The 15,676-nt window shown below is 52.7% G+C and carries 16 protein-coding genes; 11 read left to right on the plus strand and 5 right to left on the minus strand.

Annotated features, from left to right (window positions below):
- Positions 1-105: 105 nt before the first annotated feature.
- The 3 genes from ACLJRU_RS19935 to ACLJRU_RS19945 are packed head-to-tail and all read right to left on the minus strand — an operon-like array spanning position 106 to position 2,923.
- Complete coding sequence (locus tag ACLJRU_RS19935; protein ID WP_023235433.1) at positions 106-1,413, minus strand: TRAP transporter large permease; 1,308 nt, start codon at positions 1,411-1,413, stop codon at positions 106-108.
- Complete coding sequence (locus ACLJRU_RS19940) at positions 1,406-1,921, minus strand: TRAP transporter small permease (RefSeq protein ID WP_001091413.1); 516 nt, start codon at positions 1,919-1,921, stop codon at positions 1,406-1,408. The genes ACLJRU_RS19935 and ACLJRU_RS19940 overlap by 8 nt, the downstream gene beginning before the upstream one ends.
- 18 nt (positions 1,922-1,939) lie before the next feature.
- On the minus strand, positions 1,940-2,923 hold the full coding sequence (locus ACLJRU_RS19945) for a TRAP transporter substrate-binding protein (protein WP_000812816.1): 984 nt from the start codon (positions 2,921-2,923) through the stop codon (positions 1,940-1,942).
- 328 nt (positions 2,924-3,251) lie between these two features.
- Here ACLJRU_RS19945 and sodA point away from each other — a divergent pair, with 328 nt between their 5' ends.
- The 3 genes from sodA to ACLJRU_RS19960 all read left to right on the plus strand — a co-directional run bounded on the left by sodA (position 3,252) and on the right by ACLJRU_RS19960 (position 5,038).
- Positions 3,252-3,872 (plus strand): superoxide dismutase [Mn], encoded by a 621-nt coding sequence (gene sodA, locus ACLJRU_RS19950; RefSeq protein WP_011264436.1) that lies wholly within the window; start codon positions 3,252-3,254, stop codon positions 3,870-3,872.
- 69 nt (positions 3,873-3,941) lie between these two features.
- The gene (gene yiiM, locus ACLJRU_RS19955; protein WP_000559229.1) at positions 3,942-4,631 is read left to right on the plus strand and encodes a 6-hydroxyaminopurine reductase; all 690 of its coding nucleotides are present in this window, start codon (positions 3,942-3,944) and stop codon (positions 4,629-4,631) included.
- Between the two features lie 11 nt (positions 4,632-4,642).
- Positions 4,643-5,038 (plus strand): nuclear transport factor 2 family protein, encoded by a 396-nt coding sequence (locus ACLJRU_RS19960; protein ID WP_000133656.1) that lies wholly within the window; start codon positions 4,643-4,645, stop codon positions 5,036-5,038.
- A gap of 50 nt (positions 5,039-5,088) precedes the next feature.
- Here ACLJRU_RS19960 and cpxA read toward each other — a convergent pair whose 3' ends face one another.
- Positions 5,089-6,462 (minus strand): envelope stress sensor histidine kinase CpxA, encoded by a 1,374-nt coding sequence (gene cpxA, locus ACLJRU_RS19965; RefSeq protein ID WP_000580402.1) that lies wholly within the window; start codon positions 6,460-6,462, stop codon positions 5,089-5,091.
- Positions 6,459-7,157, minus strand: a complete 699-nt coding sequence (gene cpxR / locus ACLJRU_RS19970) for an envelope stress response regulator transcription factor CpxR (protein ID WP_001033731.1) — start codon at positions 7,155-7,157, stop codon at positions 6,459-6,461. The genes cpxA and cpxR overlap by 4 nt, the downstream gene beginning before the upstream one ends.
- Before the next feature lie 150 nt (positions 7,158-7,307).
- Here cpxR and cpxP point away from each other — a divergent pair, with 150 nt between their 5' ends.
- The 8 genes from cpxP (at position 7,308) to ACLJRU_RS20010 (ending at position 15,670) form a co-directional block, all read left to right on the plus strand.
- Positions 7,308-7,808 carry a cell-envelope stress modulator CpxP gene (cpxP, locus tag ACLJRU_RS19975; protein WP_001233463.1) on the plus strand — a complete coding sequence of 167 codons (501 nt, stop codon included), beginning with the start codon at positions 7,308-7,310 and terminating at the stop codon, positions 7,806-7,808.
- A 146-nt stretch (positions 7,809-7,954) separates the two neighbouring features.
- Entirely contained in the window at positions 7,955-8,857 is a 903-nt protein-coding gene (gene fieF, locus ACLJRU_RS19980) for a CDF family cation-efflux transporter FieF (protein WP_001541240.1), read from the plus strand.
- 184 nt (positions 8,858-9,041) lie between these two features.
- Positions 9,042-10,004 carry a 6-phosphofructokinase gene (gene pfkA / locus ACLJRU_RS19985; protein WP_000591793.1) on the plus strand — a complete coding sequence of 321 codons (963 nt, stop codon included), beginning with the start codon at positions 9,042-9,044 and terminating at the stop codon, positions 10,002-10,004.
- 203 nt (positions 10,005-10,207) lie between these two features.
- Complete coding sequence (locus ACLJRU_RS19990) at positions 10,208-11,197, plus strand: sulfate ABC transporter substrate-binding protein (RefSeq protein WP_000758720.1); 990 nt, start codon at positions 10,208-10,210, stop codon at positions 11,195-11,197.
- 100 nt (positions 11,198-11,297) lie between these two features.
- Entirely contained in the window at positions 11,298-12,053 is a 756-nt protein-coding gene (locus ACLJRU_RS19995) for a CDP-diacylglycerol diphosphatase (protein ID WP_000750761.1), read from the plus strand.
- 262 nt (positions 12,054-12,315) lie between these two features.
- Complete coding sequence (locus ACLJRU_RS20000) at positions 12,316-13,650, plus strand: MFS transporter (protein ID WP_000777314.1); 1,335 nt, start codon at positions 12,316-12,318, stop codon at positions 13,648-13,650.
- A gap of 10 nt (positions 13,651-13,660) precedes the next feature.
- Complete coding sequence (locus tag ACLJRU_RS20005; RefSeq protein ID WP_001541242.1) at positions 13,661-14,620, plus strand: aminoimidazole riboside kinase; 960 nt, start codon at positions 13,661-13,663, stop codon at positions 14,618-14,620.
- A gap of 9 nt (positions 14,621-14,629) precedes the next feature.
- Positions 14,630-15,670 (plus strand): ADP-ribosylglycohydrolase family protein, encoded by a 1,041-nt coding sequence (locus tag ACLJRU_RS20010; protein ID WP_000557885.1) that lies wholly within the window; start codon positions 14,630-14,632, stop codon positions 15,668-15,670.
- The last annotated feature ends 6 nt before the right edge of the window (positions 15,671-15,676 follow it).

Here is a 15,676-nt window from a genome sequence, read left to right on the forward strand (position 1 = left end):
GGTTTTTTTTACCTGGTGATGACCTGCGGATAATTATTATCGTGCGTTGGCCGGATAAGACGCGAATCGCCATCCGGCCAACGAGATGTGCAGGAAACTATGCGCTTACATGATGCCCAGTAGACGGGGTAAGAACAGTATGATTTCCGGAATGTAGGTAATTAATAACAGAACGCCGATAATCGCGCCGTAAAAAGGCAGCAACGGTTTAATCACTTCCTCAACTTTGACCTTACCGACGCTCGCCCCGACATATAAACCACTGCCAACTGGCGGCGTAATGGTGCCAATCGCCAGGTTATAGATCATGATAATGCCAAAATGCACCGGATCGACGCCCAGTTTAGCCATGATCGGCAGCAGAATCGGGGTAAAAATCAGAATGGCCGGACCGATATCCATAAATGCGCCGATAATCAACAAAAAGACGGTAATGACTAACAGGATAACCAGTTTATTGGCGGAAATACCGAGGATCATATCGCTCAGCGCCGCAGGAATATTGGTGATCGACATTGAGAAGGACATCGCCGAAGAGGTTGCCAGCAGGAACATGATGACCCCGGTCATTACCACTGTCTGGAGCAAAATCGAAGGCAAATCCTTAATTTTCAGCGTGCGGTAAAACACCATCGTCAGCAATAACGTATACACCACGGCAATCGCGGAGGCTTCAATGGCGGTGAAAATCCCCTGCACAATGCCGCCGACGATAATCACGATCAGTAACAGGCTGGGAATGGCCTCAACGGCAACTTTTAGCGCCATGCCTTTTTGGACGGTGAAGAAAACCCGATAATTTCGACGCTTAGCGACTACCAGCGTGACCAGCATACAGCCAACGCCCCACAGCACTCCCGCGACCAGACCGCCGGCGAACAGAGCGGCAATCGATGTTCCCCCGCTTGCCAGCGCATAAAGGATAAAAGCCGTGGTGGGCGGAATTAACATTCCCGTCGGCGCGGAGGCGATATTCACCGCGGCCGCAAAGCCGCGATCGTAACCTTCGCGCGCGCTCATCGGCACCATCACGCCGCCGATGGAGGTTGAGGCGGCAATTGCCGATCCGGAAATTGCACCGAACATCATATTGCCGACGATGTTGGTATAAGAGAGCGAACCGGGCAGTTTGCCAGTAAACAGTTTGGCAAAATTGACCAGCCGGGCGGCAATTCCCCCGCTATTCATGATCACCCCGGACAAAACGAAGAACGGCACGGCCAGCAAGGCAAAACTGTCCAGGCTGGAGAACATTTTTTGCGCGGTGGCGAACATCGAAATATCGAAAGGCAGTACCAGCATCATGGTGCTGAAAGAGGCGATAACGATGCAGATCCCGATAGGCGCGCCCATGGCCAGTAAAACAACAAAGACGGCAATTAGCGTACAGGACGCAAAAATAGGGTCAATCATGTGATTTCTCCAGAGTGTGCTCAGTGGTATCCGTGGCGGAATGGATAGCTTTCAGGGCGTCAACGATATTCAGCAGCCCATAGAGGATGATCAGTACGCCTGCGCAGGGGAGCGCGTAATAAATTTTTCCCATCGGAATGCCCAGCGCAGGGGAGATTTGCAGCATAGAAATCGCAGAAATCTTTAAGCCGCCGATAATCAATACCCAAATGGAAAACGCGATAAAAATGACCTGCAGGATAATATCCCACCAGCCGCGAATCGTCGGCGACACCTTATCCAGTAAGAGAGTCAGGCTAATATGCTGTTTCTGACCGGCGACAAAAGCCATGCCCAGCATTGATACCCACACCAGGAGAAATCGCAGCATCTCTTCGGTAAGGGTGCTGGGAACGCCCAGAATGTAGCGGCTCACCACCTGCCAGCAGGCGATGCCAACCATTATCGCCAGCACCAGGCAACAGATAGCGCCCAGCAATAAATCAAGTCCTTTTCTGAATGTGTTCATCTTAATTTCCTGATTAGATTAATTTTTTGCTGTCTGGATACGTTGATACAGCCCGTAAAGCCGCGGTTTGTTTTTCAGACCGTCGTAAATAGGCTGTACTGCCTTCTGGAAGGGTTTTTTGTCGATCTCGTAGAATTCAACGTTGAAATCTTTTACCGCCGCCAGCCTGGTTTTCTCTATTTCCTTGTCCCATGCGGCTTTCTCAAATTCGATCGACGCCTTGATGGCGGCTTCGACGATGCGCTGCTGTTCCGGCGTCAGCTTTTCCAGCGTGAGGGTACTCATTAGCAGGATATCGGGAATGCGGGTGTGCATATCGTAGGTGTAATAACGGGCGACTTCGCCGTGGCGGGCGATGGTGAGAGCGAACTCATTGTTTTCCGCGCCGTCGAGAATGCCTTGTTGTAACGAGGTATAGACCTCCGCCTGGCTCATGGCGATGGGCGAAGCGCCCAGCAGTTTGAGAGTTTGGATCGCCGTCTCACTCTGCATGACGCGGATCTTCTTCCCGCGTAAATCCTCAATGCGTTTAACCGGCGCTTTGCTCATATAAAAATTACGCGCGCCGGAATCATACCAGCCTACGCCGACAAACCCCTGTGCGGCGGTGGACTGATAAACAGGCTCCATCACCTGTGGGTTATCCATTACGCGGTAGTATTCATCGACGGTGGCAAACAGGTAGGGAAGTGAGAACACGCCGTACTCAGGCGAAAAACTCTCCATCAGCCCGGACGACACTTTAGTGATGTCGACGACGCCGACCTGCGTCAACTCCACCAGTTCGCGCTCGCCGCCAAGCTGTCCGTCCGGGAAGTACTGTACTTTGATATCGCCGCCCGTTTTCTCTTCAACTTGCTGCCCCAGGAAGTGCAACGCATCTTTTACCGGCTGGCTATTTTCAGCGTAGGCCAGGCGCAAAATGGTTTCGCCGTGGGAGAAGAAAGAGAGTGTGGAGAGTAAGGCCAACGTAGCCAGACGTATAAAACCAGGTTGCTTCATAATTCCCTCGCAATTGTAATAATTTACCGGGAATGTAATTGCATGGTGAAATTATAACCTTCTTGATTTTGCCACCGCTGACAAAAATTGGCACCAAAAGAAAGATTTTGAAACCCTGTTTCACATTTCATGATTTCCAGGAATTCATCAACAGGCGGTTTCGGTTGGAGGCGTAAAAAACGATTTTTTTCAGCGGATGCCGTAACGTTTATAACCCTGGAAAAAGTACGGCATTGATAATCATTTTCAATATCATTTAATTAACTATAATGAACCAACTGCTTACGCGGCGTTAACACTGTGCCGCTCGACAATAATGGAGATGATTATGAGTTATACACTGCCATCCCTGCCGTACGCTTATGATGCACTGGAACCGCACTTCGATAAGCAGACGATGGCGATTCACCACACCAAACACCATCAAACCTATGTCAACAACGCTAACGCGGCGCTGGAAAACCTGCCTGAGTTTGCTGACCTGCCGGTTGAAGAACTGATTACTAAACTGGATCAGGTGCCAGCGGACAAAAAAACCGTACTGCGTAACAACGCGGGCGGCCACGCTAACCACAGCCTGTTCTGGAAAGGGCTGAAAAAAGGCACCACTCTGCAGGGCGATCTGAAAGCGGCTATCGAGCGTGACTTCGGTTCCGTTGACAACTTCAAAGCTGAATTCGAAAAAGCAGCAGCAACCCGTTTCGGCTCCGGCTGGGCGTGGCTGGTGCTGAAAGGCGACAAACTGGCTGTGGTTTCTACCGCAAACCAGGATTCCCCGCTGATGGGTGAAGCCATTTCCGGCGCTTCCGGCTTCCCGATCCTGGGCCTGGACGTGTGGGAACACGCTTACTACCTGAAATTCCAGAACCGCCGCCCGGACTACATCAAAGAGTTCTGGAACGTGGTGAACTGGGACGAAGCAGCAGCGCGTTTCGCCGCTAAAAAATAATTTGCATTGCACGTCTGTAGAAGCGAGTCTGATGACTCGCTTTTTTTGTATCCGCGTAAGGAGCAGCAGATGCATTATCCGGTTGACGTGTTTATTGGCAAAATTCGTGACTATGACGGCAGCCGCCCGAGCGCTATCGCCAAGGTGCAAATCGACGGCGAACTCATGCTGACCGAGCTGGGTCTGGCAGGCGATCAGCAGGCCGAAAAGAAAATCCACGGCGGCCCCGATCGCGCGCTATGCCATTACCCCCGCGAACACTATGCTGATTGGATTCGCCAGTTCCCCGAGCAGGCGACGCTGTTTTGCGCCCCGGCGTTTGGCGAGAATCTGTCGACGAACGGAATGACCGAACACAACGTGTTTATTGGCGACATCTACCGCTGGGGCGAGGCGTTGATCCAGGTCACTCAGCCGCGCTCTCCATGCTTTAAACTTAATTTCCACTTTGCCATCAGCGACATGGCCCTCCTTATGCAGAACAGCGGAAAAACCGGCTGGCTGTATCGGGTCATTGCGCCAGGTAAGGTCTCCAGCGATGCGCCGCTGGAACTGGCGTCGCGTCTGAGCGATGTCTCGGTTCATGAAGCGGGTGTTATCGCCTGGTCTATGCCGTTTGATGACGAACAATATCATCGGCTGCTGAGCGCCGCCGGGCTGTCGGCGAGCTGGAGCCGCACCATGCAGAAGCGTCGTTTGAGCGGCAAAATTGAAGATAGCGCCAGACGACTGTGGGGGGATAAAACTCCGCCAAAATGAAAGGAAGGGTTATGACTGAATGTGAAAACGCAGTGGCGATCGTAAAAGAATTTTTGGTGGCCTCCATGATTCCCGATGCTGAACGCGCCGCAACGTATATGCACCCGGAGGTGAAAATTACCTTCACCGGAGGCCGGGCGATGGCGGGCGCGGCAGATATCGCGCAGTTTAACGGCGCTCGCTACAAGTGGGTGAAGAAGGCGCTGGGCGAGTTTGATGCGGTGCAGCATGATGATTACGTTGTGATTTATTCCAACGGTACGTTGTATGGCGAATGGCCCGACGGTCGCCCGTTTGCCGATAACCGCTTTATTGACCGTTTCGAAGTGCGCGATGGCAAAATTACCCGGATGGACGTGTGGAATGACAGCGCTGAGTGGATTTTAGCGCCGGAAATCTCCCGGTAAATCTTGACGGCGAGATAAAAAATCGGCCTGCATTCGCAGGCCGATGGTTTTTAGGTTCGCTTGTACAGCGGTAGCCACAGCGTGAGCCGCAACCCGCCGAGCGGGCTATCGTCAGCCTTCACCCAGCCGCGGTGCTGCTGCATGGCGCTTTCGACAATCGCCAGCCCCAGCCCGGTGCCGCCAGACTCGCGGTCGCGCGCCTCATCAGTGCGATAGAACGGACGGAAGATCTGCTCACGGTCTTCAGGACTGACACCCGGCCCGTCGTCATCGACCGTGATCGTAATACCGTCTTTATCCACCGAGAAGCCGACTTCAATCTTCGTATGTGAATAGCGCAGCGCATTACGAACAATATTTTCCAGCGCGCTTTCCAGCGCGTTTGGGTTGCCATAGAGCGGCCACGGCCCCGGCGGATAATTTACCGTTAACGACTTGCCCATCTGTTCGGCTTCAAAGGCGGCGTTATCCAGCACTTCGCCCCATAGCTGATTGGCTTTCATCGTTTCGCTGACCAGCGCGTTTTTCTGTTGGTTACGCGACATCACCAGCAGGTCATTGATCATGCTGTCCAGACGCTGCGCTTCGGTTTCAATACGCTCCAGCTCTTTGCTTTCGCCGCCACGACGACGCAGCAGCGCGGTACCCAGTTGCAGGCGCGTAAGGGGCGTTCGCAGCTCATGGGAGATGTCTGACAGCAAACGCTGCTGCGAGGTCATCATCCGTTCCAGCGCCGTCACCATCTGGTTAAAACTAGCGCCAGCGGCGAGGAACTCCTGCGGACCCGCCTCCAGCTCCGGATGCTGACGCAGGTTGCCTTGCGCCACTTCATCAGCCGCGTTTTTCAACTTACGCGCCGGTTTCGCCAGACTCCATGCCAGCCATAGCAAGAGCGGCGAACTGACCAGCATCGTGACAATGAGCAACAGGAGCGGGCGGTCAAACAGCAGATTAATGAAATCGGATTGCGAACTGCTGGCCGGTCGAATCAGGTAAAGCTGGTAATTATCCTCTCCGTCGCGAACGGAGAACGGCCCCACCATCTCTACGCGGCCATATTTTTTCTTCTGCGGATGATCGGCGTTATCCGCCTGACCAATGAAGTTACGAATGATCTGCATTTCGCTGCGTTCAGCACCGATCACGCGTCCTTCAGAGGTCACCAGTAATAACCGCTGTCCAGGCGGCGCCCACTTATCGATCGCGCGGAACAGGCGACGCCACCACATCAGGTCGTTGGGCGGATCGTTCGCAAGTTCAGCTTCTACATGTTGCTCTATCATCAATCCCTGGCGCTGTTCGCTGTCCAGCAGCTCGGTCATCTGGCGTGAATCGAGCTTGGGCAACATCAGTACCAGCATTAGCACCAGCGCCAGCGTCAACCAGAAGATGGCGAAGATGCGCGCGGTTAAACTTCCTATCATGAAGCGGAAACCATCAGATAGCCGCGACCACGCAATGTTTTAAACCACGGGTGACCGTCTTTGCGTTCCGGCAGTTTGCGGCGCAGGTTAGAAATATGCATATCAATGGCGCGATCGAACGGCGTCAGGCGCTTACCCAGCACTTCCTGACTTAAATGTTCACGGGAAACCACCTGGCCGAGGTGTTGCGCCAGCAAATAGAGCAGGGTGAATTCCGTACCGGTCAGCTCCAGCGTTTGGCCATCGAAACTGGCTTCCTGGCGACCCGGATTAAGGCTTAGCGCATCAACTTCCAGCGTCGGCGAGCCGTTGTCGCTGCTCTGCTGCTGTTCGCTCCAGTGGGAACGGCGCAAAATAGCCCTGATGCGCGCTACCAGCTCGCGGTCGTTAAATGGTTTGGGTAAATAGTCGTCCGCGCCCAGCTCAAGGCCGAGAACGCGATCCAGCTCGCTGCCGCGCGCGGTCAGCATAATGACAGGCGTCTGGTGTGTCTGGCGAAGCGCTTTCAACGTATCGATACCGTTTTTCTTCGGCATCATGACGTCAAGCAAAAGTAAATCGATGCTGTCATCCAAAAGCTCAAGCGCCTGCTCGCCGTCGTGGGCCACCAGGACATTAAAACCTTCCATTTCGAGGAGCTCTTTTAACAGGGAAGTCAGCTCTCGGTCATCATCAACTAACAGGATTTTATTCATTGTTTACGTACCTCCGAGGCAGAAATTACGTCATCAGGCGTCGCTAATCCATGACTTTACGTTGTTTTACACCCCCTGACGCATGTTTGCAGCCCGAATCGTAAACTGTCTCTCGTTGAATCGCGACAGAAAAGATTTTGGGAGCAAGCGATGCGCAAAGTTACCGCTGCTGTTATGGCCTCAACGCTGGCATTCAGTTTTTTAAGCCACGCAGCTGAAGTTGTTACAAGCGATAACTGGCACCCCGGTGACGGGGCCACGCAGCGTAGCGCGCAAAATCATATGTTTGACGGCATAAGTTTAACCGAACATCAGCGTCAGCAGATGCGAGATCTTATGCAACAGGCAAGGCATGAACAGCCTCCTGTTAATGTTAGCGAAATGGAGACAATGCATCGGCTTGTCACCGCAGAAAAATTTGATGAAAGCGCTGTGCGCGCTCAGGCAGAAAAAATGGCGCAAGAGCAGGTTGCCCGCCAGGTCGAAATGGCCCGCGTGCGTAACCAGATGTATCGCCTGTTAACGCCGGAGCAGCAAGCGGTTTTGAATGAAAAGCATCAGCAACGAATGGAGCAACTGCGCGACGTGGCGCAATGGCAAAAAAGTTCATCGTTGAAATTATTGAGTAGTAGCAACTCACGTTCCCAGTAACAACCCTGTTTTCCTTGCCATAGACACCATCCCTGTCTTCCCCCACATGATGTGGGGTTTTTTTTATCTCCAGTTTGTCATTCTGTTATTAGCTTACTGTTTTAAACCATCCGTTATACTACCGGCAGAAGATAGCGGGAGTATTTATGAATCAAACCTATGGACGGCTGGTTAGCCGGGCGTCTATCGCGGCAACAGCGATGGCATCAGCGTTACTTTTGATCAAAATTTTTGCGTGGTGGTATACGGGATCGGTGAGTATTCTGGCGGCGTTGGTGGACTCGCTGGTGGATATTGCCGCGTCATTGACGAATTTGTTGGTCGTGCGTTATTCGCTGCAACCCGCAGATGATGAACACACGTTTGGGCACGGTAAAGCGGAGTCGCTGGCGGCGCTGGCGCAAAGTATGTTTATTTCCGGTTCGGCGTTGTTTCTGTTTTTGACCAGTATTCAGAATCTGATTAAGCCGACGCCAATGAACGACCCCGGCGTGGGGATTGGCGTTACCGTCATCGCTCTGATATGCACTATTATACTGGTCACGTTTCAGCGCTGGGTGGTACGCAAGACCCAAAGTCAGGCGGTACGGGCGGATATGCTTCATTATCAGTCTGATGTTATGATGAACGGAGCGATTCTTATCGCGCTGGGGTTATCCTGGTACGGTTGGCATCGTGCGGATGCCCTGTTTGCGTTAGGTATCGGCATCTATATTTTGTATAGCGCGTTACGTATGGGGTATGAGGCGGTGCAGTCATTATTGGATCGCGCGCTGCCCGATGCGGAACGACAGGAAATTATTGATATCGTGACGTCATGGCCGGGAGTCAGCGGCGCGCACGATCTCCGCACGCGGCAGTCAGGGCCGACTCGCTTTATTCAGATTCATTTGGAAATGGAAGATAATCTGCCGCTCGTTCAGGCGCATTTTGTGGCTGACCAGGTAGAGCAGGCGATTTTACAGCGTTTTCCGGGTTCAGATGTCATTATTCATCAGGATCCCTGTTCAGTCGTTCCCAGGGAAGGCAGGAAGTTCGAGCTTGTATAATTGATTGTTAAAAAGTGAGCCAGGCCAGCATTTTGTGTATAAATTACCGCCATTTGGCCTGACCTGAATCAATTCAGCAGGAAGGGATTGTTATACTATCTGTATATTCGTTGGATCGTTTCGAAGTGCGAAATCGGCTTCCGGCAATAGATTTCATTTTGCATTCCAAAGTTCAGAGGTAGTCATGATTAAGAAAATCGGTGTGTTGACAAGCGGCGGTGATGCGCCGGGCATGAACGCGGCAATCCGCGGTGTTGTGCGCGCAGCGTTGACGGAAGGGCTGGAAGTCATGGGCATTTATGACGGCTATCTGGGCCTGTATGAAGATCGTATGGTTCAGCTTGACCGTTACAGCGTATCTGACATGATCAACCGTGGCGGTACTTTCCTCGGTTCTGCCCGTTTCCCGGAATTCCGTGACGAAAATATTCGCGCTGTCGCGATCGAAAACCTGAAAAAACGCGGTATCGATGCGCTGGTAGTTATTGGCGGCGACGGTTCTTATATGGGTGCAAAACGTCTGACTGAAATGGGCTTCCCGTGCATCGGTCTGCCAGGCACTATCGATAACGACATCAAAGGCACCGACTACACTATCGGCTATTTCACTGCTCTCGGCACTGTAGTGGAAGCGATTGACCGTCTGCGTGACACCTCCTCTTCTCACCAGCGTATCTCTATCGTTGAGGTGATGGGCCGTTATTGCGGCGACCTGACGTTGGCGGCGGCTATTGCTGGCGGCTGTGAGTTTATCGTGGTGCCGGAAGTTGAATTTAATCGCGAAGATCTGGTGGCCGAAATCAAAGCCGGGATCGCGAAAGGGAAAAAACACGCTATCGTCGCTATTACTGAGCATATGTGCGATGTTGACGAGCTGGCGCACTTTATTGAAAAAGAAACGGGCCGTGAAACGCGTGCGACGGTGCTCGGCCACATTCAGCGCGGTGGTTCCCCGGTACCTTACGATCGCATTCTGGCTTCCCGTATGGGCGCGTATGCTATTGACCTGCTGCTGGAAGGCCATGGCGGTCGTTGTGTCGGTATCCAGAACGAGCAGCTTGTTCATCATGACATCATCGATGCGATTGAAAACATGAAGCGTCCGTTCAAAAGCGACTGGATGGAGTGCGCGAAAAAACTGTACTGATTGTTTTTGCGCGCCTGATGGCGCTACGCTTATCAGGCCTACAGGTTGCAGAAACGTGTAGGCCGGATTAGGCGCTAGCCGCCATCCGGCAATCCCTCAGATTTATTCCTCGAAGTTATAGCCAATCTTTTTTTATTCTTTAATGTTTGGATCGCTTTCTGGCACGCTTTGCTCATCACAACACAACATAAGCGAGTCGGGCGATGAAAAAGTGGGGCGTGGGGTTCACATTATTGCTGGCGTCAACCAGCCTTCTGGCAAAGGATATTCAGTTACTTAACGTATCGTACGATCCAACGCGTGAGCTGTACGAGCAGTACAACAAAGCGTTTAGCGCGCACTGGAAGCAGGAAACCGGCGACAACGTCGTGATCCGCCAATCGCACGGCGGTTCGGGTAAACAGGCGACTTCCGTTATTAACGGCATTGAAGCCGATGTCGTGACGCTGGCGCTGGCTTACGATGTGGACGCTATTGCGGAACGTGGTCGTATCGATAAAAACTGGATTAAGCGTCTGCCGGATAACTCAGCACCTTACACCTCCACCATCGTTTTCCTGGTCCGTAAAGGCAATCCAAAACAAATTCATGACTGGAACGATCTGATTAAACCCGGTGTGTCGGTGATTACGCCAAACCCGAAAAGCTCTGGCGGCGCACGCTGGAACTATCTGGCGGCATGGGGCTACGCCCTGCACCACAACAATAACGATCAGGCCAAAGCGCAGGACTTTGTCAAAGCCCTGTTTAAAAACGTTGAAGTGCTGGACTCCGGCGCGCGCGGCTCAACCAATACTTTCGTTGAACGCGGTATCGGTGATGTGCTGATTGCCTGGGAAAACGAAGCGCTACTGGCGACGAATGAACTGGGTAAAGATAAATTCGAGATAGTGACCCCGAGTGAATCTATTCTCGCAGAGCCGACCGTTTCCGTGGTCGACAAAGTGGTGGAAAAGAAAGACACCAAAGCGGTAGCGGAAGCGTATCTGAAGTATCTCTACTCGCCGGAAGGGCAGGAGATAGCAGCGAAAAACTTCTACCGTCCGCGCGATGCTGACGTGGCGAAAAAATACGACGATGCGTTTCCGAAGCTGAAGCTTTTCACCATTGACGAGGTGTTTGGCGGCTGGGCGAAGGCGCAAAAAGATCACTTCGCTAATGGCGGTACGTTCGACCAAATCAGCAAACGCTAAACCGTTTATAAACCCGGTAACGTATTATGTTACCGGGTTTTTTCTTTGCCACAATTTTGCGTTACTCTTCCCCGTCTATGGGTCACAGGGAACGCATATCATGAAAAAAACAGGCTACTTTTTACTGGCGGTGATAGTGATTGTCGCCGCGGCGGGCGTCGGTTACTGGAAATTTTCCGGCAATCCTGATGCATTACGGGAAATCGTGCTTGAACAGTGCCTGCCCGATCAGTTACAGCATCAAAACCCAGCGCCGTGCGCGGAAGTCAAACCTCGCGCCGGCTATGTCGTCTTTAAAGATCGTCACGGTCCGTTGCAATATTTATTGATGCCCACCTACCGTATCAACGGTACAGAAAGCCCACTATTGCTGGAACCCGCTACGCCCAACTTTTTCTGGCTGGCCTGGCAGGCTCGCGGCTATATGAGTAAAAAATACGGGCATGATATTCCGGATAGCGCGGTCTCGCTGGCGATTAATTCGCGGCTTGGTCGTTCACAGGACCATTTGCATATCCATATTTCTTGCATCCGTCCTGACGTTCGGGAACAACTGGATAACGATCTCACGCGCATCAGCACTCGCTGGCTTCCGCTGCCGGGTGGCCTGATGGGGCATGAATACCTGGCGCGCCGGGTAACCGAGAGCGAACTGGCGCAGCGTAGTCCGTTTATGATGCTGGCGGAAGAGGTGCCGGAAGCGCGCGATCATATGGGACGCTATGCGCTGGCGGTGGTACGCCAAAGCGACGACTCTTTTGTTCTGCTGGCGACCGAGCGTAATTTACTGACCTTCAATCGCGCATCGGCGGAAGAGATTCAGGATCATAGTTGCGCCATTTTGTCTTCCCGCTGATTTTCGTTACACCCCCTGTTCATTATCTTATTGATTCTTATCCCGGTTTAAAACCGGGGTAAGATCGTGTCTATAAAAATATGTGAAATCGATCAAAAGATATAAAGGTATACCTTTATATCTTTTGATGGTTAGTTACACTCTCTTCATAGCCTCCATAGATTGTCTGGTGGATGGCTTATATAAAAACGTTTTTATTTCATGTAGTGACATCATTAATTGTTCACCAGATTTGCGCTGTTAAGCGTAAAGGAATATCAACATGAAACTTTCTATCGTGGAAAAAATCGGCTTCGGCGCGGGAGATATGGCGATAAACGTTGTGATTATCGCCATGCAGCTGCTCCTCGCCTATTTCTATACCGATATCTACGGCCTGAGCGCCGCTGATGTTGGCGTACTGTTTGTGGTTGTGCGGATGATTGATGCCATTATCGATCCGGCCATGGGGGTTCTGACCGATAAACTGAATACGCGCTGGGGACGTTACCGCCCGTGGCTGCTGTGGTTTGCCATTCCTTTTGGTTTCGCCGTGTATTTGATGTTTATTACGCCTGACATGGCTTATATGGCCAAGCTGGCGTGGGCCTATGGCACCTATATTCTTATGACCCTGGTCTATACCGCGATCACCATTCCCTATATTTCGATGATTGGCGTGATTACCAGCGACCCCGTCGAACGGTTAAGCGCCAACGGTTATCGTTTTGTGATGACCAAGATTGCCGCTTTTCTGGTGACTATCGTCGTACCGATGCTTGCCGTCTGGCTGGGGCAGGGTAATAAGGCTTTGGGCTATCAGTTTTCGATGGGGCTGATGGGGGCGATGGGCGCCTTGCTGTTTATCTTCTGTTTTCTTACCACGCGTGAACGCAGCGAGCCGGAAATTACGTCGTTATCGGTGGGGAAACAGTTTAAATATCTGTTACGCAACGATCAGTGGATTATTCTCGGCGTTGTTATTCTGCTGCTGATGTGCGGTTATGTTATTCGCGGTTCCGTTGCCGCTTATTACGCCAAGTATTATCTGAACGGCGGAGATAGTCTGATTTCACCCTTCCTGACTACCGGCGTCGTTGCCTCTATTTTAGCGATGATCGCTACCACCTGGATAACCAAGTTCTGGGACAAAATTAAGATGTTCCGCTACACCCAGATTATTACCTTTATCCTGAGCGCGCTGATGTATTTCTCCGTCGGGCGTGAAAATCTTATCCTGGCGTTTGCGTTCTATTTTCTTATTAATTTCTTCTGCGATATGCAAATGCCGGTGTTCTGGTCCTCTATCGCCGAAGCGGTGGATTACGGCGAAAAGAAAACCGGTCTGCGCGTTTCCGGGTTGGCGTTTGGCGGCATCCTCTTCTTCCAGAAGTTTGGGATGGGGATCGCGGGCGGGATACTCGGATTTCTGCTGAGCCACTTTGGCTATCAGGCCGATGTTGAACAGAGCGCGCGTTCGCTCACCGGTATTGCGCTGATGATGACGCTCATTCCGGCTCTGTTTCACCTTGCGGTTGGGCTGCTTATGAAAAAGTATCTGATTAACAACGAATATTATCGTGATATTCAGCTTGCCCTGGCGCAGAAACAGGCATAAGGAGGCGCAAATGAAAGCCATGAATAAGGTTTGGGTTATCGGCGATGCCTCCGTTGACCTGGTGCCGGAAAAACAGAACAGCTATCTGAAATGCCCCGGCGGAGCGTCGGCGAACGTGGGGGTATGCGTTGCCAGGCTGGGCGGAGAGTGCGGTTTTATTGGCTGTCTTGGTGACGATGACGCCGGCCGCTTCCTGCGCCAGGTTTTTCAGGATAACGGCGTGGATGTCACGTTTCTAAGGCTGGATGCGGACCTGACCAGCGCGGTGCTGATCGTCAACCTGACGGCTGACGGGGAACGCAGCTTTACCTATCTGGTGCATCCGGGGGCTGATACCTACGTTTCGCCGCAGGATTTGCCGCCGTTCAGGCAGTACGAATGGTTTTACTTCAGCTCAATTGGCCTCACCGACAGTCCCGCTCGCGAAGCATGTCTGGAAGGGGCGAGACGCATGCGAGAAGCCGGTGGCTACGTGTTATTCGACGTCAACTTACGCAGCAAAATGTGGGGGAATACCGATGAAATCCCTGAACTGATCGCCCGGTCCGCCGCGCTGGCTTCTATCTGCAAAGTCTCGGCAGATGAGCTGTGCCAGCTCAGCGGGGCCAGCTACTGGCAGGATGCGCGTTATTACCTGCGCGATCTGGGCTGCGACACCACGATCATTTCGCTGGGGGCCGATGGCGCGCTGTTGATTACCGCCGAGGGGGAGTTCCATTTCCCCACACCGCGCGTCGATGTCGTCGATACCACCGGGGCAGGCGATGCTTTTGTCGGCGGCCTGCTGTTCACCCTTTCCCGCGCAAATTGCTGGGATCATGCCCTGCTGGCGGAGGCCATCAGCAATGCCAATGCCTGCGGCGCTATGGCGGTGACGGCAAAAGGCGCAATGACCGCTTTACCGTTTCCCGACCAGCTCAACACTTTTCTGTCCAGCCATTCGCTGGCACAAGCCATGACCGTGAAATAAGGAGTCATCATGCACGTTGATCAAAACAAAATACTGGGATGCCTGGTGGGCGCCGCCGCCGCGGACGCGATGGGAGCCGCGACGGAAGTACGCACCCAGCAGCAAATAAAAGACTATTTTGGCGGCTGGGTGACGACCTTTCAAAAACCGCCAGCGGACACGTTTGGCCGCTGCAACGAAGCGGGGATGTGCACGGATGATTTTATTCAGGCGAAGTACATCATGGATGCGCTGCTGCGCCATCAACGCCAGGTCAGCGACGAGGCGATGCGCGAGGCTTTTCAGCAGTGGCTGGATTACCCGTACTACGCCAACTTTACCGGCCCGACGACGCGTGCGGCAATGAAAGCGATATTTAATGATAATCGCGCCTCTTTGCAGGGCGAGCTGGAAGGCGAGAAACAGTCGGTACAGATTATTAATAAGGGTAACGCGGAGGCAACGAACGGCGCCGCCATGAAGATTTGGCCAGCGGCGGTGCTGCATCCGGGTGATAATGACGCGGCGATTGACTGCGCGCTGCAGATTTGCCGTTTTACGCATAATAACGTGCTGGCGATGTCCGGCGCAGCGGCGATGGCGGCGGCAACCAGCGAGGCGTTAAGAGCGCAGACCAACGCAGACAGCATTATTGCCGCCGGTATTTACGGTGCGCAAAGGGGCTATCTGCTGGCGCAGGAGCAAGGTGCGATGATGGTCGCCGGGCCTTCCGTTGCCCGACGCATTGAGCTGGCCGTGGAGATCGGTAAACGTCATCGCCATTGGGAAACGGCGGTGGTGGAACTTGCTGATATTATTGGCTCCGGGCTGCACGTGAGTGAAGCGGTGCCGGCGGCCTTTGGCCTGTTCGCATGTTGTCCGAATTCTGCCGTAGATGCTATTATCTCCGGCGTTAATATCGGCAATGATACTGATACTGTCGCCACCATGGTCGGGGCGATTTCCGGCGCGTTCCATGGCGTGGAGGCTTTTCCCGCCGATTATTTAACGACTTTGGATCGTATGAATCATTTCGATTTGGCAGAACTGGCCAGGCAAATCGCAGGGTAGCGAATT

It is taken from the genome of Salmonella sp. SAL00653 (assembly GCF_046552515.1).
In the GTDB taxonomy this organism is placed as follows: Bacteria; Pseudomonadota; Gammaproteobacteria; order Enterobacterales; family Enterobacteriaceae; genus Salmonella; species Salmonella enterica.